This is a genomic window from Hymenobacter sp. BT559 (assembly GCF_016427535.1).
GTDB lineage: Bacteria > Bacteroidota > Bacteroidia > Cytophagales > Hymenobacteraceae > Hymenobacter.
The window spans coordinates 39280-63890 of sequence record NZ_JAELXV010000008.1 but is presented as its reverse complement, the minus strand read 5'-3'; the positions used below and the strand labels follow the sequence as shown (position 1 = coordinate 63890).

Sequence of the window (24611 nt, the reverse complement as noted above, 5' to 3'; positions counted from 1 at the left end):
TGCGCCTCGCTTTTCTATGCGCTCCATCCTTACTTCTGCGCTTCTGCTGGCGGCCCTAGGTGCCTGCCAGCCCGCTATCACCACCGCACCGCGCCAAGTGCACAGCGTGGGCTACGGCCACGTTACAGTATACCCCAACTACGCCGAGCTAACGGTAGATGCCGCCTTCACACGCCCGCGGCTTAAGGATGCCGTAGCCGAGGTGCAGCGCGTAGTAGACCAAGTGCTGGCGGTATCGAAACGCTATGCGCCGGGGCGCGACGATGTGCGCGTCAGCAGCACGTCGTCTAACAAAGAATTTGACTACGTAAAAGGCAAGGAAGTATTCACGGGCTTTAACTCCTCGCAGTCTGTTACGGTGCGCATCAATGACTTACGGCAGCTATCGCCTTACCTAGAGGAGCTGCTGGCCACGCCCATCAGCCGCATCAAGGACCTGAGCTATGGCCACAACCAAGCCGATAGCCTGCGCCGCGAAGCCGATGTGCTAGCGCTAGCCGACGCCATGAAAACTGCCGACAAGATGTGCGCCGCCCTGCACGTCAAGCGCGGTGCGGTGCTAGATATCAGCGACAGTTCTAGCCCCGAAAGCAGCAACGCCCCTGGCTGGGGGCGCCCCTCAGCCGACATTGAGCTCTACAGCAAGGGCTTCGGTGGCCGGGGCTTTAAACTGAGCCCCGAGTTGCTGCGCTTTGACAGCCAATGCCATTTGTCGGCGGCGCTGGAATAGCTGCTTCGTAGCTTGCTAGGGTCGCTTTGCGCAGGGCCTTTAGCTTTTGCAGTTCAGAGAAGCTGAGGCCGGCGGCAGCTTGGGTATGAGCCGTTACCTAGGTTATTAAGCGACTGATACGAGAAGCCAAGCGAGCCACAAGCTTAACACCTAGGCCCACTTCTATAGGAGCAACAAATAGGCTTGCTTAGCTAAACTTAAAAAGACGCCTGCTTTTCGAGCACGTGCACGTGTAGCCGCTTGCGCAGCTGAAAGCCGAGCTTCTGATACAGCGCGTAGGCGGCAGTATTATCCTCATACACGTGTAGAAACGGCGTATGCCCCGCCGCCAGCAACCGGCCTAGTTGGTGGCGCACCAGCAGGCCCGCATAGCCGCGGCCTAGGTGCGCGGGATGAGTGCACACGGCGCTGATTTCGACGTAGGGCACGGGGTGTAACCGCTGCCCGGCCATCGCCACTAGCTGCCCCTCCCGAAAGATGCCGTAGTAGCCGCCGAATAGCAGCGTGCGCGGCAGAAACGGGCCGGGATTGGTAAGCGCCGTGAGGGCCAGCATGGCCGGAATGTCTGACGCGTTCAGGGCTACCAGGCGCTCGTCGGCCACCGTGGGGGCCGTGGGTTGAGGGTACACCAGCTGCAGCAGCTCTTTGTGAAACTGCAGCTGCCAGCCCGCAGGCGGGGCCAGAGGCTCGGCCGTGAACAGCACCGTGGGGGCGCCGGCTGGCGACAGCTCGTGCAGGCGGTGCCAGGCCGCGGGCGAGTACTCGGCCAGCCCGGCAAAGGCGCCAATGTCGCGCGGCAGCACGCGGGCCAGCTCATCGCCAATGGCCAGCGGCTCGTTGCCGGTGCGCAGGGCGTGCCAGATGGGGTTGTCTAGGAGGTGCATCTGCAATCGTTTCTAACCTAAGTACGCTAGTAAGCTGGACTACCAGCCGCTGGCCAGCACATCGGCAATGTGCATGGTCTTAATAGCCAGCTTTTCGCGCCGGATGTACGCCTCTAGGTGCATCAGGCAGCTTACGTCGGTGCTCACTAGGTAGTCGGCGCCCGTAGCCAGGGCGTGCTCTACTTTTTGCTGGGCCATGGCCACCGAAATTGACTCAAACTTGACGGCGAAGGTGCCGCCAAAGCCGCAACAGGTAGTGGTTTCGGCCATTTCGAGGCGCTCCAGGCCCGCCACACCGTCGAGCAACTGGCGCGGAGCCGCCCGGATGCCGCACTCGCGCAGAGCCGAGCACGAGTCGTGGTAGGTATAGCGGCCCGCTAGTTGAGCCTTTGGTATGGCACTGATGCCCAATACATCCACCAAAAACTCCGTCAGTTCGTAGGTGCGCTGCTGCACGGCCCCACAGCGCGGTGCCTCGGGCGTGCCCGCAAACAGGTGCGAGTAGGCATTGCGCACCATGCCCACGCACGAGGCCGAGGGACTAACCACATAGCGCGTCTCGCTGGCCGGCGCCCCAAAATCGGTTAAGAACTTCTCCGCAATGCTGCGGCTTTCGGCCTTGTAGCCAGCATTGTAGGCGGGCTGGCCGCAGCAAGTTTGGGCGGGGTTATAATTGACCTGGCAGCCTACGGCTTCGAGCACTTTCACCATGCTCAGGGCGGTGTGCGGGTAGAGCTGGTCGACGAAGCACGGAATAAAAATATCGACGATAGGGGCAGCCGAGGGCATGGTACTACTAACAAAAACGGCAGAGCCGCGGTGACGAGCTCCACAAATAAAGCGCCTGCCCCGCGGATGCGCTCCCACGCCCAGCACACGGGCCCGGACGCCCGGCCAAGATAAACCCGACCATTACCCGCCTTATCCATAATATTATCAAATATTTTCCATAATATACAATAGAAATTTCCTATATTTACGAACCGGTCAACTGGGCTAGTCCCAGCCTAGGTAGCATCCACTTTTTTATTCCGCCTATTCTTCTGCTAAAGAACACCTTATGACTATCAATCCCGCCCAACGCCCACTTCCCGCCCCTACCTTGCTGGCCATAGACAAGCGTAGCGGGCTGTCGCAACAAGAACTGCTGGCCGAATACGTGCAGCCAGGCCTGCCCGTAGTGCTCACCGACGTGGCGCACCGCTGGGGCGCTATGGGCAAGTTTACTCCTACTTTTTTTAAGGAGCACTATGGGCACCTTACCAAGGTCATCAAGGGCCAGACCTATAGCATGGCCGAGGTGACCGACCTGATATTGACGTCGAGCCCCGCCAACCCCGCGCCTTACCCATTTAACCTCAATATCGAGGAGTTTTTTCCGGAGCTGCTAGCCGACTTGCAGCCGGAGATAGTATTTGGCAAGTCTGACCGCGTGAAGCACCCGCTGCTGCCTAAGCTGATGCTACGCGGCACGCAGGTTTACGAGCTGTTTCTGGGGGGCAATGGGGCGTGCTTTCCCTACCTACACGTCGATGCGCTGTATCTACACACCCAGATTACGCAGCTCTACGGGTCAAAGGAGTTTATTCTCTTTCCACCTAATCAAACGCCCTACCTCTACCCGAGGCCCGATAATGAGAAGGTATCGCAGGTCGATATCTTCAACCCCGACTATGAGAAGTTTCCGCTGTTCAAGCACGCCACACCAGTGCGGGTAATGGTTGAGGAGGGCGAAACCATCCTGTTTCCGACCAAGTGGTGGCACACCACCCAAATTCATGAGCCCTGCATTTCGGTGGGGCGTGTGCACCTGAACGAGTGGAACTGGGCCGATTTCAACCGTGACAATTACGAGCTACGCCGCAAAAAGCACCCGGCCGTGGCCCTGGCCACACTAGCTTACGGCACCGCCCTAGGTCACTTGCTGAAGCTGCAAGACAAGTAAGCGGCGGTCGGAGGCCGGGGCCTCCGACCACTCTCAGTGAGCTAGTCGCGAAACGGCTTGGCGCCAATGGGTAGCTTGTAGAGCTGCACCGGAAACTTCACCGTTTCGACGCCCTTCTGGAAGCCGGCCGTGCGGTTCATCTGGGGCACGGGCATCCAGAGGTTGCCGGCGTGGTCTATCCACATGGCATCGACCCAGATGAGGTCGGGGCTTTGCACCAGCGTGCTGCTTTGGCCGGTGGGCGTCACGCGCAGCACCCGCTTTTCGTTGGCGTCGGCCACGTAAAGATTGCCGTCGGCGTCGATGGTGGTGCCGCCGCAGGTGGGCGAGTTAAAGAAGTACTTCACCTGCTTGGCAATGTCGGCCGATGAGGTGCTGGGGTTGTCCAAGTACTTGGTTTCGACGCGATACATGGGTCCAGCGGCGGTCTGGAAATAAAAATACCGGCCATCGGGCGAGACTTCCATCTGGTCGGCGTGCAGCTTCACGTCGCTGCCGTCGGGCTTCAGCATTTTCTTACCCTCGCCCAGCATGGGGCGGCGGGCGGTGGTGCTGCTGTCGCCGTCGAGCACGCGGCGGCCCTGGCCGGTTTTCTGGCTGAGCAGGATGAGGCCCGGCGCGCCAGCATCGGTCACGTAAATCATGTCGCCGTGGAAGCGCAGGTCGTCCACAAAGCTCTTACGCTTTACCAGCTTCCCTAGGTCGATGGTTTTGACTACCTGATTCTTGGCGATGTCAATGGCTAGCAGCTTGGGGCCGTCGGTAATGGGCGGGGCGTCGCTCTTGGGCGTGCCAGTGTCTACTACCCACAGCAGACCATCAGGGCCGAAGCGCAGCGAATTGGCGCGTACGAAGGCCGTTTTGGCCGGGTCACCTTCTTTTTTCCAGCTGTTCCAGGTGCGGTTAGGGTAAGGCGTTACGACCCCATTTTTCAGCTCGCCGATGCGCGTGCCGGGGTGGCCCTCGTTGTGCGGAAACAGCACGAATACTCGGTCGTCGTCCGACACGGCCACGCCGTTCCAGATGGTATCCGACGTGGCTACCGATACGAGTTGCTTGGCATTGGCGGTGGCGGGCACGGGTGGCGGGGCAGCCACGGCGGTTGTTTTTTCGGTGCCGGGGCCACCGGTGCAGGCGGCCAGCCACACCAGCCCGGCAGGCAGCAGCAGGCGGAGAGAAAGCGATGACATAAATAGATGCAAGTGAAGGGGTACCCGAGCTTTACGCAAGTGCCCTTAGGCTGGGTTTCTAGCCTAAGGGCCACCTAGGAGGCAGGCACCGCGGCACGGCCCTAGGGGCAGCCCGGTCGGGCCGGTGGCTCTCATCTTTGCAGCCCACGTTAGCTGTTTTTGATGAACCGTCGAGCCTTTGTGCAGGGCGCGGGCCTGCTGGGCGCCTGCTCTTTTTTCAGCCAGCCGAGCCGGGCGGCCGCGGCTGGCTTTCCGGTGGTGCGGCCGGCAGTGGGGCTGCGCCGCTTCCGTAGCCGCGCCGTGGAGGCCGCCATTGCGGAGTTTAACCGTCAGGTGCCCGATGCAGAGTTGGGCTGGCTGTTTGGCAATTGCTTCCCGAATACGCTCGACACTACCGTGACGCCCGGCACCTACCTAGGGCGGCCCGATACTTACGTCAGCACCGGCGACATCGACGCCATGTGGCTGCGCGACTCTTCGGCCCAGGTGTGGCCCTACCTCACGTTTATCAAGCAAGATGCACCTCTGCGCCAGTTGGTGGCGGGTGTCATTCATCGCCAAACGCGCTGCATTTTGCAGGACCCTTACGCGAATGCCTTTTACCAAGACTCCACCAAAGTGGGCGAGTGGCACGCCGACCGCACGGCTATGCAGCCCGGCGTGCACGAGCGCAAGTGGGAAATCGACTCGTTGTGCTACCCCATTCGCTTGGCTTACCACTACTGGAAAACTACCGGCGACGAGCAGCCCTTCGATGCGCAGTGGCGGCAAGCCATTGCCCTGACGGTAAAAACCTTCCAGGAGCAGCAGCGCAAAACCGGGCCGGGGCCCTATCACTTTCAGCGCGCTACGGCCACCGCTACCGATACCCAGCCCCTAGGTGGCTATGGCTACCCCGTGCGGCCGTGTGGGCTCATCGCATCGGCCTTTCGGCCCAGCGACGACGCCACGCTCCTACCCTTTCTGGTGCCTAGCAATTTCTTCGCCGTCAGCAGCCTACGCCAAGCGGCCTTGATGCTCAACGACATTCAGCACGACGGCGCTGCCTACCAAAACCTGATGGCCCTGGCCGATGAGGTAGCCGTTGCCCTGCGCGAGCACGCCATCATCACGCACCCAGTGCACGGCCGCGTGTATGCCTATGAGGTCGATGGCTACGGCGGCCACGCCCTGCTCGACGATGCCAACGTGCCTAGCCTGCTCAGCCTGCCCTACCTAGGCGCGATACCCCTCAACGACCCTGTGTACCAAAACACGCGCCGCCTAGTGCTTTCGGCTGATAACCCCTTCTTCTACAAGGGTAAGGCGGGTGAAGGTGTTGGTGGCCCGCACGTGGGCCAGGATATGGTTTGGCCCATCAGCCTTGTCATGCGCGGCCTTACCAGCACCGACGACGCCGAAATCCGGGCCTGCGTGCAGCTGCTCAAGACCACCCACGCGGGCACTGGCTACATGCACGAGTCGTTTCATAAAGACGACCCCAGCCAGTACACCCGGCCCTGGTTTGCGTGGGCCAATACGTTGTTTGGCGAGTTTCTGTGGAAAGTGTACCAGGAGCGGCCGGCACTGTTGGGGTAGCTTTACAAATCAATAGATGCGCTTTATCTAGCCATTTACTACGGTTAGCTAAGCGCCTTATTCAGTACTAACCTGATGAAACAGGCTAACCTTAGCCTCATTTCTTTCATGGCCTTTGGCCACTCATTTCCCGTTTTCGTTGTTACTACTTACAACGAAATCAATCCGCCTTATTTTGTCCGATACCGTTTCCCCCTACGCCGAGCCCTACGCCATTGAGAAGGAGCTACGCCGCGTGCAGGCCATGCTCAAGTTAGAGCAACAAGAAGACCTAGAGCAGTTTAAGCTAAAAAATGCCAAGGCTAGCATACAAGAGCGCCAGCAGCGCGGGCTGACCTGGTACCCCGTCACGATTACGCAGGAAGACGTAGGCTTCGGCGGCAAAATCGTGCTGGAGCTGGAGCGCCCCGCAGGGCAGCAGGGGCTGCACCTGTTTCAGGTGGGCAAAAACGCGGCCTTGTTTGGCAACATCCCGGGCCGCGCCGCCACCGACCGCCCCACGCTCAGCGGCGTGATTACCAGCGTGCGGCGCAATAAGCTGCTACTGGCTACTAGTAAGGAAGACCTGCCCGACTGGGTACACGAGGGTGGCAAGTTAGGCATCGACCTCACCTTCGATGAGGTGAGCTACCGCGAGATGGACTACGCCCTAGGTAAAGTAATGGGCGCCTACGGCGACCGCCTGGCCGAGCTGCGCGACATCTTGCTCGGGGCCAAGCCCGCCCGCTTCCGCGCCGAAAAAGCCGATGACCTCTTCTACCCTAGCCCCCTCAACGAAAGCCAGCTGGCGGCCGTGCGCCACGTGCAAGCTGCCCAAGATGTAGCCATTATCCACGGGCCGCCCGGCACGGGCAAGACCACTACGCTGGTGCAGGCCATTCTAGAAACCATCCGGCGCGAGCGCCGGGTGCTGGTGTGCGCACCTAGCAACACGGCCGTGGACCTACTGACCGAAAAGCTGGCCGAGCGCGGCGTCAACGTTATCCGGATGGGCAACCCTTCGCGAGTGTCGGACCTGCTGCTCGAGCACACCCTCGATGCTCAGGTGATGAGCCACAAGCGCTACGGCGAGCTGCGTAGTATGCGTCAAACGGCCGAGCAGTACCGCGAAGAAGCCGGCAAGCACGTACGTCACTTTGGCTGGGAAGAGCGCGAACAACGCCGCCTGCTGAAGGAAGAGGCCCGCGCCCTGCACCAGGAGGCCGACGGCCTAGAGCGCTACATCACCGAAGACCTGCTCGAGCAGGTGCAGGTAATTACGTGCACCCTCGTGGGCGCTTCGAACCGTAACATCCGCCACCTCACCTACGAAACCGTCTTTATTGACGAGGCCGCTCAGGCCCTGGAGCCGGGCTGCTGGATACCGATTGCCAAGGCCCAGCGCGTGGTGCTGGCCGGCGACCACCAGCAGCTGCCGCCCACCGTGAAAAGCGAAAAAGCTGCCAAGGAAGGCCTGCGCGAAACGCTGTTTGAAAAGTGCATCAAGCGCCAGCCCGACGTGAGCCGCATGCTGACCGTGCAGTACCGCATGCACGAGCAGATTATGGAGTTCAGCTCCGAGCAGTTTTACGATGGCCGCCTGGTGGCTGCGCCCACCGTGGCGCACGTGGGCCTAGAGGCCTACGACCTACGCTTCGCGCCCGACCTGCCCGTGGAGTTTCTGGACACGGCGGGTTTCGGCATGCAGGAGATTACCATTCCGGAAAGCCGCTCTACGGCCAACCCCGAGGAGGCCGACCTGCTGCTCAAGCGCCTGGCCCAGCTACTGGAGCCCTATGACGCGCCCGACCACGAAGAAGACCCGCTTAGCATTGGGGTCATTGCCCCCTACCGTGCCCAGATTAATTATCTCAAAGACGCGGTGGAAGAAAACGACGAGCTCAGCGGCCTGCTGCTGCACCGGCAGCTCAGCATCGGCACCGTCGATGCCTTCCAGGGCCAGGAGCGCGACATCATCGCCATTAGCCTCACGCGCAGCAACGGGCACGGCGAAATCGGCTTTCTCTCCGACATTCGCCGCATGAACGTGGCTATGACGCGCGCCCGCAAGAAGCTGCTGCTCATCGGCGACTCTAGCACCCTAGGCGCGCATCCGTTTTATAAGGCTTTCCTAGAATACGTCGAGCGCGTGGGCGGCTACCGCACTGCCTGGGAGCTGCAAGAGTAAGCGCCATAGGTTGCTTCTTAACCAAAAAAGCGGCCGGCTGCCCTAGGGGCAGCCGGCCGCTTTTTTACTTTTCAGTCGCCATACCCACCCTAGGGCAGGTCCAGCACCGACTCGGTGTGCGGGGCGTCTGATTTGGTATTAACGAAGTGCTTTTCGGGCTTGTCGTAGTCCGACACTATCAGCTGCTTGCCTTTGAGCAACACTTCAGCGGGCTGGTCGAGCTTGCCGCCGGCACCATCCGTGTCACCGTTGCCGGCCAATATGGTGTGGGCATTGGTGTTGAGGTCGATGACTTCTATCGCGTTCAGGCGCGAATCACAGATGTAGGCCTTGTCGGTGGCGCGGTCGATAACGAGGCCATCGATGCACGGAATCTTGGGCGCAGCCACGGGCACCACCTCCTGCTTGGCGAGGCTACCATCGGGGTTGAGGGTGAGGCGGTGGAAGGTGCCATCGCCAAAAAAGCCCGTGTACAGGCGGCCTTTGCTATCGTAGTCGAGCCCGTCGGCGCCGTTATCCACACCCGTTTCGTTGACGGTGGTCGTGAACTGGGCCAGCACGTGCGGGTCCTTGGTTTTGGGCTTGAGGTGAATGGTAGTACCAGGCTTCAGCTCGGCCAGTGTAAAGCGCATAACGGCGCTGCCCTTGTCGTTGTCGGGCATATCCCACTGACTGTCCGTTACATACAGGGTGTTGCCTTTCCATACCGTCGCATTAGCGAGGCAAAAATTATCTACGGCCGTTTCGATGGTGCCGGTGGGCTGGCCGTTTTTCATCAGCACCCGCATCAGACGCGATTTATAGTCCTTGCTGTTTTCGTACTGGTTTTCGGCGTAGTAGAGGTTGCCGTCGGGGCCAAAGGCCAGGTCCATCGGCGTGGCCTTTTTGGTGGTCGGCTCTACCGGCAGGCGCCCGATAAACGGCTTGTAGCCAGTGGCCGTTAGCTCCACAATCTGGGCCGGATACTTATTGTTGGCCAAGTTGGGCACCGACAGCAGCACCCGTCCATCGGGGGCCAGCACGAGGCCATCGGGGGTGTTGAGCGAGTCGGGGAAGGTGGCCAGCAGCCGCGGCGTGGCGCCCTGGTTGGTCGTGTCGGCTTTGGCCTGGGTATCGGCCGCTTTGTCGGTAGCCTTGGCAGCGGCTTGCTGCTCAGCTGATTGCTGGGGGCCGCATGCAGCCAGCAGGCTGCCGCTGGCTAGTAGCACAGCCGCAACACGAAAGGAAGAAGAGAACATAGCGCAGGTAGAAGTAGCGGGATGAAATACTGCGTGCTGGTACGCACCCGCGGCCACCTAAGTTTTTACTACACCTTCATATTCACTTCATTATCACGAAGTGCCATCATCCGTTTCAGCTAGCAAGCTTAAATTTTGCTTAAAATTTAAGCACCTTTTTAAATAGGACTGTATTGCGAATAGGCGCCCTGGTGCTTAACAGATTATCCTAACCAAACGCCCTAGGTATGCTGCAACGCTCACCGCGGCGACACTAACCTTAACCGTAACGGTTCGTTTAGGCGCGTACTGTCACGCTTATTTCCTATTTCTTATTCGTATCATGCACGACAAACCTCTTGCCAAGCAAAATCACCAGGATAAGGTGAGCAACCCCAAAACCGAGCAGCTGGCCCAGCACAGCGACGACGGCTACGGTAAGTATCTGACCAGCAACCAGGGCCTGCGCATCAACGACGACCAGAACTCGCTGAAGGGCGGCGAGCGCGGCCCCACGCTGCTCGAAGACTTCCTCTTCCGCGAGAAGATGACCCACTTCGACCACGAGCGTATTCCGGAGCGCGCGGTGCACGCCCGCGGCGTAGGAGCCCACGGCTACTTCGAGGCCTACGGCAACGCCACCGAGCTGACCAAAGCCCACTTTTTGCAGCCCGGCGTAGTGACGCCCGTGTTCACGCGCTTCTCCACGGTGGCCGGCTCACGCGGTGCCAGCGACCTAGCCCGCGACGTGCGCGGCTTCGCCGTGAAGTTCTATACCCAGGAAGGGGTATATGACCTGGTAGGCAACAACATGCCCGTGTTCTTCATTCAGGACTCCATTAAGTTTCCCGATTTTGTGCACGCCGTGAAGCCGGAGCCGCACAACGAGATTCCGCAGGGTGCCTCGGCCCACGATACGTTCTACGACTTTATATCGACCAACCCCGAAAGCACCCACATGCTGCTGTGGGCCATGAGCGACCGCGCCCTGCCCCGCAGCCTGCGTATGATGGAGGGCTTCGGCGTGCACACCTTCCGCTTTGTGAACGCCCAAGGCAAGTGGCGCTTCGTGAAATTTCACTGGAAGCCGCTGCTCGGTACCCACTCGGTGCTGTGGGACGAGGCCCAGCAGATTTCGGGCAAAGACCAAGACTTTCACCGCCGCGACCTGTGGGCCAACATCGAGATGGGCGCCTACCCCGAATGGGAACTGGGCGTGCAGGTAGTAGAAGAGGAAGACGAGCACAAGTTCGACTTCGACATTCTGGATTCTACCAAGCTCATCCCCGAAGAGCTAGTGCCGGTGCAGGCCATTGGTAAGATGGTGCTGAACCGCAACGTAGATAACTACTTTGCCGAGACCGAGCAAGTGGCGTTCTGCCTCAGCCACATCGTGCCAGGCATCGACTTCTCCAATGACCCGCTGCTACAAGGTCGCCTGTTTTCGTACCTCGACACCCAGCTCAAGCGCCTAGGTGGCCCCAACTTCCACGAGATTCCGATTAACCGCTCGCTGGCCCCGGTGCACAACAACCAGCGCGACGGGCACATGCGCCAGACCATCAACAAAGGCAAAGTAGCCTACGGTCCCAACCTGCTCAACGACCAGTACCCCAAGCAAGCCCCGCAAAGCGAAGGCGGCTTCAACTCGGTGTATGAGCGCGTGGAAGGCCCCAAGATTCGGCGCCGCAGCAAGAGCTTTATCGACTTCTACAGCCAGGCCCGCCTGTTCTGGAACAGCCAGAGCGCACCCGAGAAGACCCACATTGTGAAGGCCTTGCGCTTTGAGCTGAGCCACGTGCAAACCGATTGGATTCGGGAGCGCACCATTGTGCAGCTGGCGCAGGTAGACCACGACCTAGCTAGCCGCGTGGCCGAAGGCCTGGGCATGGACGTGCCCTCGGCCGAAGGCATGCAGCTCAACTACGGCGCCATCGGTGCCGACGATAAGGCCGCCGACTTCCAATCGGCTCCGGCCAAAGCTAGCGTGGGCAGCTCGCCGCACCTAAGCATTGCCACCGACAGCCCCATCAACCAGGGTAAGGGGAGCGTAAAAACGCGTCAGATTGCCATTCTGGCCACCGACGGAGCCGACGTGGCCGCTATCAGCGAGTTCATGAAAACCTTTATGGACCAGGGCGCCCAAACGGCTATCATCGCCACCCACCTAGGTACGATTAAAGGCCAGGACGGCACGCAAATTCTTGTCAACTGGACGTTCCAGAGCACGTCGTCGGCGCTGTTTGATGCCGTGTACGTGGCCGCCGGCGCCCAAAGCGTGAGTAAGCTCAAGCAGGATTTTGACGCCGTGCGCTTCGTCAATGAGGCTTTCCGCCACTGCAAGCCGCTGGCCGCCTCGGCCGAGGGCATAGAGCTACTGCAAGCCGCTGCTTACCCCGGCGCCGAGGGCATCTTGGATGCCGATGGCGTAGTGACCAGCGCCGACACAAACGTGGCCGGCTTGGCCGAAGAGTTCGCTGAGGCCATCAAGCAGCACCGCTTCTTTAGCCGCGAACTAGAGGCTGTGCCTGCCTAGGCACGTTTTTTTGAATAACTGAATCCCCCGTCTCCCGTTAAGTGAGGCGGGGGATTTCTTTATGCCGTAGCTTGCGGCTACCGCCGGGCGGGCCACTTATGCAATTAGCGTAGTTGGTTGCTGCCCCTACCTTTGTTTTACACCCTAACCCCCACCCCATTTTATGGCCGCCGTTGCCCAAAACTCCGTCGTAACGCTTACCTACGACCTATCCGTCACCGACGACAACCAACAGAAAGTACTAGTTGAGCAAGCCGAAGCTGAAGAGCCCATGGTATTCCTCTTCGGCCACAGCGGCCTGCCCGAAGAGTTTGAGCGCCAGCTCGATGGCAAAAACACGGGCGATGCATTCAGCTTCTCGCTCACCCCCGACCAAGCCTATGGCGACTACGACCCCCAGGCCGTAGTGCAGATTCCGAAGCAGGTATTTGAAATCGATGGCAAAATCGATGACCAAATGCTGGAAATCGGCAACTACCTACCCATGGCCGACAACGAGGGTAACCACATGCAAGCCAAGGTAGTAGAAGTTGGCGACGAGATGGTAACCATGGACTTCAACCACCCGCTGGCCGGCATGGTGATGCACTTTGATGGCAAAGTGGTGGAGGTGCGCCCCGCCACCGCCGAAGAGCTCAGCCACGGCCACGTGCATGGCGAAGGCGGTCACCAGCACTAGACCAGCGCTCAACTAATTTTCTAACGGGAGCTACTTGCTAAGCAGGTAGTTCCCGTTATTCTTTTGGGCTCAGCCGACCCGCCAGGGACTCTCGTCTTGTTCTTGCTAGCGTTATTTTTCGCGGCTGGCCGCCTTCCGTCCTCTCGCCGCCTACGTGCCGCGCGCGCAAAGCCATCAAACACCGCTCGACTAACAGCATCTCGCTGCACACTTGCACAGTGCTTTTCTGGGAGCTTGCTAGTACCTAGAGCACGCCCTGCACCCCAATAATGGGCCTGTGCTAGCCTTCGATGCGGTTATCGCGCTGTTGGCGGGTGTTATCTTATGTTTAAAATTCAGGGCTTGGCTTCCTAGGGCCAGCTAGCTGGCCCTAGGTCGAAGAAATGGCGCAGTGGCGGCCCGGCCGCTACTTTTACGGCCGTATCTCACCTTTAGCCTCGTTGCTCATGTCGCTGCCCACTGCCCCAGCCACCACCCTACAAGACCAGGAAAAACAGCTTGCCGCCGCCGCCGCCCTGCGCTGGGTACGCGATGGGATGATACTGGGCTTGGGCACTGGCAGCACTTCGGCCCAATTTATTAAGCAGCTTGGCGTGGCCGTGCAAAACGGCCTGCGCGTGCAGGGCACCGCCACTTCGCTAGCCAGCGAGGCGCTGGCGCGCCAGCTGGGCATTCCGCTGCTTGAGCCCCGGCGCGGCCTGCGCTTCGACCTAGCCGTGGACGGGGCCGATGAGCTAGACTACCAGCTACGCCTCATTAAGGGCGGTGGCGGGGCCTTGCTGCGCGAGAAAACGCTAGAAACCGCTTCTGACTACTTGCTCGTTATTGCCGACTCCTCCAAACTGGTGCCCACGCTCGGCCGTTTTCCGCTGCCCTTGGAGGTGGTACCTTTTACCCTGCCCTGGGTGCTTGATGCGGTGGAAAAGCTGGGCGGCGCGCCCGTAGTGCGCCCTGCCGTGGGCGACCCCACCGCCGACTACCTCACCGACCAGCGCAATAACATCGTAGACTGCCACTTCGGCCAAATTGCCGACCCCGAGCGCCTGGCCCGGCAGCTAGAGCAAATACCAGGCGTGGTAGAGCACGGGCTGTTCCTAGGTCTTGCCAAGGCGGCTATTGTGGTGCAAGGCGGTCAGCCCATGGTGCTGAAGCCCGGCGAAGCCGCTCGTCCCGCCAGCGACTTTGCGGAGCTGCCCTAGATAAGTCCCTTGCTAAATCGCTTGTTTTGAGCAGGAGCTGGCTAGTTATTCTTGCGACAAGGCCCCAGTGGGCGCTTCCATACGATAGCATGGAAGCGCCCACTGGGGCCTTGTGTTTTAATAGTTATCACGCAGGCCACCGATAGGTCGCCCTCACCGAAAGTAAGCAGCGGCAGCGCTTACCAGGGCGTGGGGCCGTCCGCAGAGGAGGCCGTGCCCGTAGGGCCATCGGCCGGCAGCAGAGCCAGCCGGATAGCTTCGGCAGCTCCCTGCTCGGGGGTGTCGGTGCCAGCAAAGCCGTTGAGGTCGGTGGCCGTGTAGCCGGGGTTAGCCGAGTTCACTTTGATGGCCGTATCGCGCAGCTCGTAGGCTAGCTTCACGGTTAGCATGTTCAATGCCGCCTTCGAGGCAGAGTACCCGAGCAGGCCCCAATCGTGCTGCCCAACCAGGGTGAGCGAGCCCAACGGGCTGGATACGTTGACAATGCGCCCCGCCGCGGCCTGCTTGACGAGGGGCAACAGCGTTTGGGTGACGGCCAGGGTACCTAGGAAATTAGTTTTCATCGCCTGCTCGACGCTGCTCACGGCAACTGTACTAGCCTCCCCATCGCCAGCAACGTTGATACCGGCGTTGTTCACCAAAATATCTAGGTGACCCACCTCGCGCTGCAGCCAGGCAGCGGCTGCGTCGAGGGTAGCCTGGTTGTTCAGGTCTAGGTCGATGGCTACTACATCGCCTTCGGCCGCTAGAGCGGCTACGGCTTGCTGGCCATTGGCAGCATCGCGTGCCCCTAGGTACACCCGGCAGCCCGCCCGCAGCAGGCCACGCACTATTTCCAGGCCGATGCCTTTGTTGCCGCCAGTTACCAGCGCTATTTTCTTGTTTTCCATGTTTCCGATGTGGTTAGCCTCCTCCGTATGGCGGAGCAGGAATACCTCACAAAGGTCCGGCTAGGGTTCAGCGGGCAGACTTCGCCAGTCAAACCATCTTCTTTAGATTTCAAACGCGGCCGTACTTCGGAAGTCGCCCGGCGTCTGGGTTACCTGCCGCTTGAAAAACGTGCAGAAGTGCGCCACATCGGCAAAGCCGAGGCTATCGCCAATTTCTGAGATGGTCCAGTTGGTTTGCTTGAGCAATATTTTGGCTTCCTGCGCCAAGCGGCTGCTGATGAGCGCCGTGGTGGTTTGGCCAGTCGTTTCCTTAAGCACGCGGTTGAGGTGGTTGACATGCACCGCTAGTTGGTTAGCATAGTCGGTGGCCGTGCGCAGGCGCAGCGGCGGCTGCGGGCTCGTGCGCGGGAATTGCTGCTCTAGTAAGTCGGTAAACTGGGTCGCCACCCGCTCTGCCGCGCTGTGGGTAGCCAGCAAGGCCGGGGCCGGCTGCAACTTTTGCACGAGGTGTATCAGCTCCCACAAGTACGTGCGCAGGAGGTCGTATTTGTAAGCGTAGGTAGACTTAATTTCCTGCTCCATCTTCTGAAAAATGGCTTCCACGGCCGCGCAGTCGGCCTCGCTCACTTCCCACACGGGATAGGCCGTGGGCTGAAAAATGGGCAGCTCATCTAGCACCACGCCGCCCGCCCGGGCGGGAAGTAAGAAAGCCTCGTTGAAAATGCAGAAATACCCCTCGGGCGTTTCGGTCAGCGGCAACCAGCGGTAGGGCACGCGGGGCGTCACCAGAAACAAGGTATTCGGCCCGTCGTGCGGCGCCCGGTCGGCGTACTCCACCCGGCTGCGCCCCCGGCAGAGCGTTATTTTGTGGTAGGCCCGCCGGTTGAACGTCATTGGGGGCTGCTCGCTGGTGCGGGGCATAAAATCGGCCAGCCGAAACACATTGAAATGCCCCACGGCCTGCGCTATATCCGGCGGCGGCACGGTCCGGGGCTGGGAGGCGCTGTAAAACGTATCGAGCGTGTTAGGTTTCATCGAGATAAGGAGGGCGAGTTCGGCAGCTTCGAGTTAATACACAAGCAACTACAACCACGTGCTGCCGTGTATCAGCGCTGCGCATCTATACGCTAACTCAGTAGCATGTGTCTTACTGCTCAGCTGCATCTAAACTCCGCAGCTGCCCTATTTGTATGCTTCTTTCCACCGAAAAAGGCTCCCCGCATGACACGGAGAGCCTTCTTAATCAGGGCTGCTAATTCGCCTACCTAGGGCCTGACGTAGTGCTAGGCGCTGCGCTGCAAGTTCTTGGCAGCGGCCTCGTCCAAAAACCACGCTAGCTCGCCGCTGCTGGGCTCAATGAGCTGCGCTGGATATTGCTCGATGTCGCGGTCATGCTCCAGTATTTGCTGCACGGCTTCGGCCTTGCCGGCGCCATACACCAAGAAGGCTATGGCGCGCGCCTGGTTGATGAGCGGCGCCGTGAAGGTGATGCGGTACACTTGCTGCTCGGGCAACCATACTTCTTTCACGCCCACTGTTTTATCGTGCAGCACGGGCGTGTGCGGAAACAGAGAGGCTGTGTGCGCGTTGTCGCCCAGGCCCAGGAGCACAAGGTCAAACTTGGCTTTCTTCTCCCCAAAAAACTCTTCGATGTCCACGCAGTATTGCGCGGCAGCTTCGGCGGGCTTTAGCTCGGTATCGACGTCGAACACCTGGCTGGGGCGCACCCCTAGGGGGTCGAGCAGGGCCTTTTTCGCCATCAGGTAGTTGCTGTCAGGCGAGGACTGGGGTACGTTGCGCTCGTCGCCAAAGAAGAAATACGTTTGCTCCCATTGCACGCGCTCGCGGTAGGCGGGCGAGGCTAGCAGCTCGTAGAGCTTTTTAGGCGAGCTGCCGCCCGACAAGGCCACCGCAAACCGCCCGCGGCGCTCAATAGCTTGCGCGGCGCGGTCTACAAAGTACTCGGCCAGAGCAGTTAATACGTCGTCGGGCGTCGAAAGAATATGCAAATCCATAGGAAAAAGAACTAGGGAACAAGAAAGCTGGGTGAGTGGAGCAAGGGCAAGTAACTACCCACAGCCGGTATCTGCAGCCATTCTTATTCCCTAGGTCACTTATTTTTTGCTGCTGAGCGGAATGGTGAACCAGTGAAATCCGTCTTTAGCCACCAGCGCTTCGGCCACTTCGGGGCCCCACGAGTCGGCCGAGTAGTTGGGGAAGTTCTGGCTCGCGCGGTTCTGCCACGCGTTCAAAATCGGCATTACTAGGTCCCAGGCTTCCTCTACTTGGTCGGCGCGCATAAACAGTGTTTGGTCGCCGAGCATCACATCGAGTAGCAGGGTTTCGTAAGCCTCGGGGGCCTGCGCCACATAGGTGCCCTTATAGTCGAATACCATGTCCACGGTGTTGAGCACCATGTCCACGCCGGGGCGCTTGGCCTGCACCTGCAAACGAATGCTCATTTCGGGCTGTATACTGATAACCAGCCGGTTCTTGCGCATCGTATCCGCCATTTCGGGCGGAAAGATGGAGTGCGGCACATCCTTGAACTGGATGGTGATAATGGAGGCCGAGCGGTGCAGGCGCTTGCCGGTGCGCAAGTAAAACGGCACACCCTGCCACCGCCAGTTGTCCACGAAAAACTTCACAGCAGCGAAGGTTTCGGTGTTCGATTCGGGGTTGGCGCCAGGCTCCTCGCGGTAGCCGGGCACTTTCTCGCCCTCTATCCAGCCGGGGCCATACTGGCCGCGCACCGCCGAGTCGCGCACCGAGTCGGGCGTGAAGCGGCGCATGGCGCGCAGCACGTCTACCTTGCGGTCGCGCACTTCCTCGGCCGTGAAGTTCACGGGCGGCTCCATGGCCACAATGCACAGCAGCTGCAGCAAGTGGTTCTGAATCATGTCGCGCAGGGCGCCCGAGCCATCGTAGTAGCCCGTGCGCTCGCCCACGCCCAGCTGCTCGGTCACCGAAATCTGCACGTGCTCGATGTTGTTGCGGTTCCAGAGCGGCTCCATAATGGCGTTCGCAAAGCGGAAAGCCATTATGTTCTGCACTGTTTCCTTGCCGAGGTAGTGGTCGATGCGGTAAATCTGCTTTTCCTGAAAAATGCAGCCCAGCAGTTTGTTCAGCTCCTTGGCCGACTCTAGGTCATGGCCAAAAGGCTTCTCAATGACAATGCGCGTGCGCTCGACATCGGTAGTGAGGCCCGCCTTGGCGAGGTTCTCGGCAATGACGGGGAAGAAATTGGGTGCTACGGCCAGGTAGTAAATAACGTTGGCCTCCGTTTTCCACTCCTCTTCCAACTGCTTGATGCGGTTAGCAAATTCCTGGTAGGTATCAGCATTTTGCACGTCGGCGGCCTGGTAGTGGATGTTGGGGCCAAAGCCGGCCCACTTATCCTCTTTAGCCTCGCCGCTGCGCGAAAACTCGTTGATATCGCTCAGCATCCGCTCCCGAAACTCGTCGTCGTTGAGCTTGCTACGGCCCGTGCCGATGAGGGCAAACTGCTCGGGCAACCAGCCTTCGAGGTACAGGTTGTACAGCGCCGGCGCCAGCTTGCGGGCATTCAGGTCGCCAGTGCCGCCAAAAATGACGAAGATGGTCGGCTGCGATTTTATCTTGCTATTCATTTGGTTTAGTGCTTAGTGCTTGGTGCCTGGTACTTAGGTAGTGGTGCTCAGTGCATGGCGCCTAGGTCAACTTGTCCTAAGCACCATGCACTAAGCACTATGCACTAAACCTATTCCTTAGGCACGGGGGGCTTTTGGTTGGCTTGCTCGCCGGCCGGGGCCTCGGGCGTGCTGCGCAGGCCCGTCCACTGGGTGTGGAAGGTGCCTTCTTTACCAATGAGTTCGTAGGTGTGCGCGCCAAAGTAGTCGCGCTGGGCCTGAATGAGGTTCGAGGGCAGGCGGCCGGTGCGGAAGGCATCGAAGTAGCCAATGGCCGAAGTATAGGCCGGCACCGGCAGCCCGGCCGCGATAGCGGCCACGGCTACAGCCCGCGCCCCACCAGCCGACTCCTGCACCAGTTTCTGAACAGCGCCATCTAACAGCAAGTGCGCCAGCTCGTTATTACCTTTAAACGCATTATAAATGTCGTTCAAAAACTCGGAGCGGATGATGCAGCCGCCGCGCCAGATGCGGGCAATGGTAGCCAGCTTCAGGTCGTACTTGAACTCTACCGAGGCCCGGCTCAGCATGTGCATGCCTTGGGCGTAGGTAATAACCATGCTGAAGTAAAACGCCTGCTCTAGCTGACCTAGGAGCTCGTCGCGGTTGCCGGCCAGCTGCCCAGCGGCGGGCTGGTACTGCTGCCCCAGTTGCTCGCGCAGCTGCTTGTACTTTGAGAGGTCACGCATCGACACGGCCGTGTCCACGGTCGGGATGGGCGCCTGCAGGTCCATCGCTACCTGCGACGTCCACTTGCCAGTGCCCTTGGCGCGGGCCTCGTCCTTGATGTCGTTGAGCAGCAGGTGGTCGCTGTCGGGGTTTTTAAAGGCAAAAATGTCCTTCGTAATATCAATCAGGAAAGACTTGAGGCGGCCGTTGTTCCACTTGGTAAATACCTCGCCAATGGCCGCGTCGTCGAGACCTAGGCCAGTTTTGAGCACGCCGTAGGTTTCGGCAATCAACTCCATCAGGCCGTACTCGATGCCGTTGTGCACCATTTTCACGAAGTGGCCAGCCGCGCCGGGGCCCATGTAAGCCACGCAGGGCTCGCCGTTCACTTTGGCCGCGATGGCATCGAACACGGGCTCCATCACTTTGTAGGCTTCGGCGTCGCCGCCGGGCATCATGCTGGGGCCAAAGCGGGCGCCTTCTTCGCCGCCGCTCACGCCCATACCAAAGAAGTGCAGGCCTTTTGCGTCTAGGTCCTTATCGCGGCGCTCGGTATCGGTATAGTACGAGTTGCCACCGTCGATGAGGATATCGCCGGGGCTGAGCAGCGGCGTCATTTCGGCAATTACGCTATCCACGATGGCCCCCGCGGGCACCAGCATCATAATGGCGCGAGGCGTTTTGATGCTTTTTACGAACTCGGCGGGGTCGCTGAAGCCCTTCACAGGCTTGTCTTTACCTTCCTGGCCGAGCAGGTCAATCTGCTTCTGGCTCTTGTCGTAGCCGGCTACCGCGAAGCCGTGGTCGGCCATATTCAGTAGCAGGTTGCGGCCCATTGTGCCCAGGCCAATCATGCCAAAGGCGTATTCCGTGGGGGTGTCGCTCATCGGGAAATTAGGGATGTTGAAAGAAAAAGGGTGTCGGGAGATGCGTTCTATAACTGCCGCCCGAGGGTCCACCAGGCGGCTATACGTAAGAATGACCGGCCGTTGGCCGATTTTGGCTAGGGCGAAGATGGCCCAGCTTTGACAAATGCCAGCAATTCGGGGAAGAATACCCGAAAATCAGCCTCGTAGGCCGCGTAGTTTCGGCGTAGCTCCGCGCCCGCGGTTTCCATGCCCGAGCCCGGCGAGGCCCGGCGGCTCAGGCCCTGCAAGGCCCGCTCGATGCCTGCTATTTCGGCGTAGCCAAGCAGCCAGTTTTGCTGCACCAGATACGGAAAAAACCGCTGCACCGGGGCCGGAAACTCGGCCGCCCGGCCAGCCAGCACTGCATACACGCGCTGGGTAAATCCACCTAGGGCTTCGCCCGCATACTCCTCGAAGTTGCGCGCCAGAAAATGGTCGTAGAACATGTCGGCCACCACGCCGGCGTACTTGCCATAGCCCGCATCGCGCAGGCGGGCGGTGGTGCGGCGCACCACGGGGTGCTGGTCGGTGAAGGTATCGATGGCCCGGTGCATCCTGATACCAGCCTGCACTTCAGGTAAATACTGCTCAAACTGGCGGCCGGGTACCGAGTCGGCAATAAACTGCCCTAGCAGGTGGTCGGCGTAGGCCGGCGCGGTGGCGTCGGGGCCAGCCAGGTACAGATGAGCCAAAAAATTCATAGCAGCCGCACTGGTCCTAGTACCAGCGCTGAGGTAGTAACCGGGAAACTAGAAACCAGTTCGGCCGTAAGCACAACCCACCACCGGGCGGTGCCCTAGGCGCTTCCATGGTATTTCTTCTTTCAAAAATTCTCTTTCCATGTCTGAATCTCAAACGCCCGTCACCCACGACCTAGGCAAGCTGTTCGAAAAAATTAAGGATGTACGCATCGCTATGCTCTCGACCTACGACGAGGAGCACAAGCTGCACAGCCGCCCCATGGCCACCATCAAGCCCGACGCCGATGGCTCGCTGCTGTTCCTCACCGACAAGGACTCGGCCAAGGTGTACGAGGTGAAACAGGATAACCAAGTAAACCTGAGCTACTCTAACCCCAGCGACAACGTGTACGCTTCGGTATCGGGCACGGCCAGCGCTTACCGCGACGAAGCCAAAATCGCCGAGCTGTACACTGAGGACATGCGCGCCTGGTTCCCGAAGGGCAAAGAAGACCCAAACATCATGATTTTGAAAGTCAAAATCGAGAAAGCAGAGTATTGGGATTCGCCGAGCGGCGTGCTGTCGCGTGCTTATGGCTACCTACGTGCCGTAGCTACGGGCGAAGGCAGCGACTCGAACGACGTGAACCAACACGCTCAGGTAAAAGTGTAACTGCTTTCTGACCTGTCAGCTTTCGATTGCCGTTAAATTTTTGATTTGCAAGCGAAAGCGAGCCGCCTGTCTACAACATTACGAACAGCCACTGGAGATTCTAATCGAATTTCTAGTGGCTGTTTTGGCATTCTGCCATTTATTAAGAGCGTGTGTAGCATCTTAATGTTCGGTCATGCTAAGCCTCGCGAAGCATCTCTACTACCTTATCGAGCAGCTTTCCAGCGATGCAGTAGAGATGCTTCGCGGGGCTCAACATGACAAACAAATAAGGTGCTTTTTATAATTTCTAGACACGCCCTTAGCTAAGACCTTATGACCATTCCGCCAGAAGTAGCCGAGTTTATTGAACGAGGGATTGAGGTTGGTAAAATGTGTTTGCCGGACCATTACCCTACACCCGATAAATTCACTGAATTTCAGGCGGGTTATCGCTACAACGCCGTTACCGGCGAACCACTAACGGGAGAGCAAGCGGGCGATTTTCGGCCCTCGTGGTACGTAGTAGCGGCTAACTATTTTGATGACCCTTTTTACGTCGATTTCCTGGAGCAGGAAGCGGGCTTTCCGGTTTACTTTTCTTATCACGGGGCCGGCACCTGGACACCGCTCCGAGTTGCGGCTACGCTGCTCGACTTTACCCACCTACTTACCGAACTGGCCAAAACGGCGGACGATGCCGCGGCCTCCGTACAGCTCTTGCGCAGTATTCCTGACGCGAAAAACGAATTCTGGCAAGAAGTAATAGGAGAATATGAAACAAGTGAGCCGGAGTAGTAGGTTAGACAAAACGAATGCTCACGACCATTACTATTTTCACCCTGCAGCCCGGCCAGCGGCGCTGGGGCCTGGCCCAAATGGGCACCTCGCCCGGCACGCTAAGGAAGGTAGCGGGCCTGCGTTTTTTTCAGCTGCTGGGCAGCGGCGCGGCCAACGGCTTCGGCTTTCTGCCCAACCTCGACCGCTACGGCTTCCTAGGTGTCTGGGACACGGCCGAGGACGCTACGGCCTTCTTCACGGCGCACCCACTGTGGGCTGATTACCAGCGGCGCAGCCGCGAAATCTGGACCGCCGAATTGGCCCCCCTGCGCTCACATGGGCTCTGGAACGGTTCCAATCCCTTTGACTACCCGACCGATACCCTAGGCGACGCCTCAGAGGCCGGGCCGGTGGCGGTGCTCACGCGGGCCAGCATCCGGCTGCGGCGCGCAGCGCGGTTTTGGGGCTACGTCGAGCCCACAAGCCGGGCGCTGGCCGAGGCGCCGGGCGTGCGGCTAGCCATCGGGCTGGGCGAGCTACCGCTGGTGCGGCAGGCCACGTTCAGCATCTGGGAGTCGGCCGCGGCCATGCAGCAGTATGCCTACCGCGACGCGCGCCACCGTGAGGTGATTCAGCTCACGCGCCGCGAAGGCTGGTACGGCGAGGAACTATTTGCCCGCTTCCGGGTGCTAAGCAGCCGGGGTACGGTAGACGGCCAGGCTCCCCTGGTCAGCGACGTGGCGGCGCAGTAAAAGCCGCCCCGGCGCAAACCCAATTTCGGCCCCGCCCGTATCTTCGCATCAATCCCCGAAACCTCATCTATTCACTCTCTACTGCCCTTTTTAGCCATGCGACAGTACGATAACCTGGACGACGATAACCTCGACGACGACGATAACCTCGACACGTTTGCCCGCACGGGCGGCGCCAAAACCCGCGGCTCGGGCGAGGACCAGCTTTCGGCCAAGTACGCCGATTACCTGATGTGGCGCGACACCGGCTCCTCGCACGATGAGGCGCTGGACCTGGCCGCCATGACCGAAGAAGAATTTGCCACCGCCGAAGCCGCCGAAGACCCCGACGGAGCCAGCGGCCTTGGCCCCCTCGACGATGACGACGACCTCGACAACGACGACGATGATGACGACTTCGGCGGTAGCAGCTCATCTCGCAGCCGCAGCCGCGGCGACGACTACGACAGTGACTACTAAGCGCTGAATTTTTGAAATGCGAAAAGGCCCCGCTACTCGGTTGAGTGGCGGGGCCTTTTTTGCTAATCCTTTCCAGAACTGTCATGCAGAGCGCAGCGAAGCATCTCGCGTGGCGCAGTAAATTTTTACGTTATTAGTTACTGCACCACGCCAGATGCTTCGCTGCGCTCTGCATGACCTAGGTTACTTTTTGCCGAACACGCGCTGCAAAATGGCGGTGCTCTGTGCGGCCGGGTTTTGACGAATCTTGGCTTCTTGCTGGGCCAGCAAGATGAAGAGACCGTCCACGGTTTGGGCCGTCACGTAGTCGGTAAGGTTATTTTTGGCCGGCGTCATCAGCGGAATTTTGTTGTAGCGGTCGATGAGCTTGGCGTAGGCGGCGTTGGCGCCCACTTGGTCGAGGCTCTGCACGATGCTGGGGCGCAGGGCGGCCACCAGTGCAGCTTCCGAGTTTTTGCGCAGCAGCTGGGTGGCGGCGTCTTTGTTGCCGCTGGTCACGAGCGTGAGGGCGTCGGTGAGGGTAAGCTGCTGCACGGCATTGAGGAAGATGTCTTTAGCAGCGGGCGCGGCCACCTCAGCAGCGCGGTTCATGAGGTTAGTAGCTTGCTCCACAGCCACCTTGCCCACCGGGCCGGGCAGCGCGCTGAGAGTGGTAGCCACGAGCTGCGCATCGGCCGGGAACGGGATGCGAATGTCGTCGTTGAGGTTAAAACCGTCCTTTTCGGAAGCAAAGGCCACCGCTTTGGTTACGCCGGTAGTCAGGGCCTCTTTGAGGCCGGTATTGGCTTCGGCCTCGGTGAGCGGCGCTACGGGCGCGGGGGCCGGGGTGGCGACGGCCGCAGCTTTGGTAGCAGTGGTAGTTTTCTTTGTGGTCGTGGTTTTAGCAGCAGGTTTGGCTGCGGCTTTTTTGGTGGTTGTCGTTTTTTTGGTCGTGGTGGTCTTTTTGGTCTGGGCCACGGCCGGCGCGGCGGCGAGCAGGGCCAGGGCTAGTAGGAGATTTTTCATATAAATCAGTAGGAAAAGGCGGG

The 24611-nt window shown here is 59.7% G+C and carries 22 protein-coding genes; 11 read left to right on the top strand and 11 right to left on the bottom strand.

Annotated features, from left to right (window positions below; genetic code table 11):
* Positions 1 to 16 precede the first annotated feature (16 nt).
* Positions 17 to 730: an SIMPL domain-containing protein gene (locus tag JAO77_RS21390; protein WP_198992521.1), complete on the top strand. Its 714-nt coding sequence runs from the start codon at positions 17 to 19 to the stop codon at positions 728 to 730.
* Between the two features lie 197 nt (positions 731 to 927).
* Here the strand turns inward: JAO77_RS21390 and JAO77_RS21385 are convergent, their stop codons facing one another.
* Both JAO77_RS21385 and JAO77_RS21380 read right to left on the bottom strand, forming a co-directional pair.
* Positions 928 to 1614, bottom strand: coding sequence for a GNAT family N-acetyltransferase (locus JAO77_RS21385; protein WP_198992519.1), 687 nt, complete (start codon positions 1612 to 1614; stop codon positions 928 to 930).
* A gap of 39 nt (positions 1615 to 1653) precedes the next feature.
* Positions 1654 to 2403, bottom strand: a complete 750-nt coding sequence (locus tag JAO77_RS21380; protein WP_198992517.1) for a (Fe-S)-binding protein — start codon at positions 2401 to 2403, stop codon at positions 1654 to 1656.
* A 271-nt stretch (positions 2404 to 2674) separates the two neighbouring features.
* On the opposite strand from JAO77_RS21380, the gene JAO77_RS21375 reads away from it, so the two are divergent.
* Positions 2675 to 3559 carry a cupin-like domain-containing protein gene (locus JAO77_RS21375; RefSeq protein ID WP_198992515.1) on the top strand — a complete coding sequence of 295 codons (885 nt, stop codon included), beginning with the start codon at positions 2675 to 2677 and terminating at the stop codon, positions 3557 to 3559.
* 41 nt (positions 3560 to 3600) lie between these two features.
* Here JAO77_RS21375 and JAO77_RS21370 read toward each other — a convergent pair whose 3' ends face one another.
* A complete protein-coding gene (locus tag JAO77_RS21370) occupies positions 3601 to 4749 on the bottom strand; it encodes an L-dopachrome tautomerase-related protein (RefSeq protein WP_198992513.1) in 1149 nt (382 codons plus the stop codon).
* A gap of 162 nt (positions 4750 to 4911) precedes the next feature.
* Between JAO77_RS21370 and JAO77_RS21365 the strand changes: the two genes are divergently transcribed.
* Positions 4912 to 6327, top strand: a complete 1416-nt coding sequence (locus JAO77_RS21365) for a glycoside hydrolase family 125 protein (protein ID WP_198992511.1) — start codon at positions 4912 to 4914, stop codon at positions 6325 to 6327.
* A 175-nt stretch (positions 6328 to 6502) separates the two neighbouring features.
* Positions 6503 to 8494 (top strand): AAA domain-containing protein, encoded by a 1992-nt coding sequence (locus JAO77_RS21360; protein ID WP_370550321.1) that lies wholly within the window; start codon positions 6503 to 6505, stop codon positions 8492 to 8494.
* 89 nt (positions 8495 to 8583) lie between these two features.
* Here JAO77_RS21360 and JAO77_RS21355 read toward each other — a convergent pair whose 3' ends face one another.
* Complete coding sequence (locus JAO77_RS21355; protein WP_198992508.1) at positions 8584 to 9732, bottom strand: SMP-30/gluconolactonase/LRE family protein; 1149 nt, start codon at positions 9730 to 9732, stop codon at positions 8584 to 8586.
* 322 nt (positions 9733 to 10054) lie between these two features.
* Between JAO77_RS21355 and JAO77_RS21350 the strand changes: the two genes are divergently transcribed.
* The 3 genes from JAO77_RS21350 (at position 10055) to rpiA (ending at position 14125) form a co-directional block, all read left to right on the top strand.
* A complete protein-coding gene (locus tag JAO77_RS21350; RefSeq protein ID WP_198992506.1) occupies positions 10055 to 12247 on the top strand; it encodes a catalase in 2193 nt (730 codons plus the stop codon).
* 163 nt (positions 12248 to 12410) lie between these two features.
* Positions 12411 to 12926, top strand: coding sequence for an FKBP-type peptidyl-prolyl cis-trans isomerase (locus JAO77_RS21345; protein ID WP_198992504.1), 516 nt, complete (start codon positions 12411 to 12413; stop codon positions 12924 to 12926).
* 446 nt (positions 12927 to 13372) lie between these two features.
* A complete protein-coding gene (gene rpiA, locus JAO77_RS21340; protein WP_198992502.1) occupies positions 13373 to 14125 on the top strand; it encodes a ribose-5-phosphate isomerase RpiA in 753 nt (250 codons plus the stop codon).
* Between the two features lie 179 nt (positions 14126 to 14304).
* On the opposite strand, the gene JAO77_RS21335 is transcribed toward rpiA, so the two are convergent.
* From JAO77_RS21335 to JAO77_RS21310, 6 genes are all read right to left on the bottom strand, one after another.
* The gene (locus tag JAO77_RS21335) at positions 14305 to 15015 is read right to left on the bottom strand and encodes an SDR family oxidoreductase (protein ID WP_198992500.1); all 711 of its coding nucleotides are present in this window, start codon (positions 15013 to 15015) and stop codon (positions 14305 to 14307) included.
* A 102-nt stretch (positions 15016 to 15117) separates the two neighbouring features.
* Positions 15118 to 16050: a helix-turn-helix domain-containing protein gene (locus JAO77_RS21330; RefSeq protein ID WP_198992498.1), complete on the bottom strand. Its 933-nt coding sequence runs from the start codon at positions 16048 to 16050 to the stop codon at positions 15118 to 15120.
* Between the two features lie 248 nt (positions 16051 to 16298).
* Positions 16299 to 17030 (bottom strand): 6-phosphogluconolactonase, encoded by a 732-nt coding sequence (gene pgl / locus JAO77_RS21325; RefSeq protein ID WP_198992496.1) that lies wholly within the window; start codon positions 17028 to 17030, stop codon positions 16299 to 16301.
* Between the two features lie 99 nt (positions 17031 to 17129).
* Positions 17130 to 18644, bottom strand: a complete 1515-nt coding sequence (zwf, locus tag JAO77_RS21320) for a glucose-6-phosphate dehydrogenase (RefSeq protein ID WP_198992495.1) — start codon at positions 18642 to 18644, stop codon at positions 17130 to 17132.
* A gap of 110 nt (positions 18645 to 18754) precedes the next feature.
* The gene (gene gnd / locus JAO77_RS21315; RefSeq protein WP_235998550.1) at positions 18755 to 20239 is read right to left on the bottom strand and encodes an NADP-dependent phosphogluconate dehydrogenase; all 1485 of its coding nucleotides are present in this window, start codon (positions 20237 to 20239) and stop codon (positions 18755 to 18757) included.
* A 116-nt stretch (positions 20240 to 20355) separates the two neighbouring features.
* A complete protein-coding gene (locus tag JAO77_RS21310) occupies positions 20356 to 20961 on the bottom strand; it encodes an acyl carrier protein phosphodiesterase (RefSeq protein ID WP_198992493.1) in 606 nt (201 codons plus the stop codon).
* Between the two features lie 139 nt (positions 20962 to 21100).
* Here JAO77_RS21310 and JAO77_RS21305 point away from each other — a divergent pair, with 139 nt between their 5' ends.
* The 4 genes from JAO77_RS21305 (at position 21101) to JAO77_RS21290 (ending at position 23583) form a co-directional block, all read left to right on the top strand.
* Complete coding sequence (locus JAO77_RS21305; RefSeq protein WP_198992491.1) at positions 21101 to 21613, top strand: pyridoxamine 5'-phosphate oxidase family protein; 513 nt, start codon at positions 21101 to 21103, stop codon at positions 21611 to 21613.
* Between the two features lie 315 nt (positions 21614 to 21928).
* A complete protein-coding gene (locus JAO77_RS21300) occupies positions 21929 to 22390 on the top strand; it encodes a hypothetical protein (protein WP_198992490.1) in 462 nt (153 codons plus the stop codon).
* A 17-nt stretch (positions 22391 to 22407) separates the two neighbouring features.
* The gene (locus tag JAO77_RS21295; RefSeq protein ID WP_235998549.1) at positions 22408 to 23124 is read left to right on the top strand and encodes a spheroidene monooxygenase; all 717 of its coding nucleotides are present in this window, start codon (positions 22408 to 22410) and stop codon (positions 23122 to 23124) included.
* A gap of 96 nt (positions 23125 to 23220) precedes the next feature.
* Positions 23221 to 23583, top strand: a complete 363-nt coding sequence (locus tag JAO77_RS21290; RefSeq protein WP_198992488.1) for a hypothetical protein — start codon at positions 23221 to 23223, stop codon at positions 23581 to 23583.
* A 183-nt stretch (positions 23584 to 23766) separates the two neighbouring features.
* On the opposite strand, the gene JAO77_RS21285 is transcribed toward JAO77_RS21290, so the two are convergent.
* Positions 23767 to 24588: a DUF4197 domain-containing protein gene (locus tag JAO77_RS21285; RefSeq protein ID WP_198992486.1), complete on the bottom strand. Its 822-nt coding sequence runs from the start codon at positions 24586 to 24588 to the stop codon at positions 23767 to 23769.
* Positions 24589 to 24611: the final 23 nt, after the last annotated feature.